The following is a 334-nucleotide window of genomic DNA, read 5'->3' on the forward strand; positions in this document are numbered from 1 at the left end:
TCCTCGCTGCTTCGAAATCGAAGAGCGTTTGAAAGCAGAAACGGACATTCCAGTATTCCACGATGATCAGCATGGTACTGCAATCGTAACAGTTGCTGGTTTGCTGAACGCGTTGAAATTGGTTGGCAAGAGCTTCGACAACATCAAAGTTGTAGCGAACGGCGCAGGTGCTGCCGGTATCGCGATCATCGAGCTTCTTCACAGCCTTGGCGTGAACAATGTCATCATGTGTGATTCCAAAGGTATGATCTACGAAGGTCGTCCGGAGGGCATGAACAAAATGAAAGACCGCGTAGCGAAAATCACAAACCGTGATCGTCAAGAAGGCAGCCTT

The 334-nt window shown here is 48.8% G+C and carries 1 protein-coding gene; it reads left to right on the top strand.

The annotated features are described in order from the left end of the window. On the top strand, positions 1-334 hold a 334-nt coding region (locus tag AE2B122_RS19055), incomplete at both ends, for a malic enzyme-like NAD(P)-binding protein (RefSeq protein ID WP_305852000.1).

Origin of the sequence: Terribacillus sp. AE2B 122, from assembly GCF_902497585.1 — a bacterium.
Taxonomy (GTDB): domain Bacteria; phylum Bacillota; class Bacilli; order Bacillales; family Amphibacillaceae; genus Terribacillus; species Terribacillus saccharophilus_A.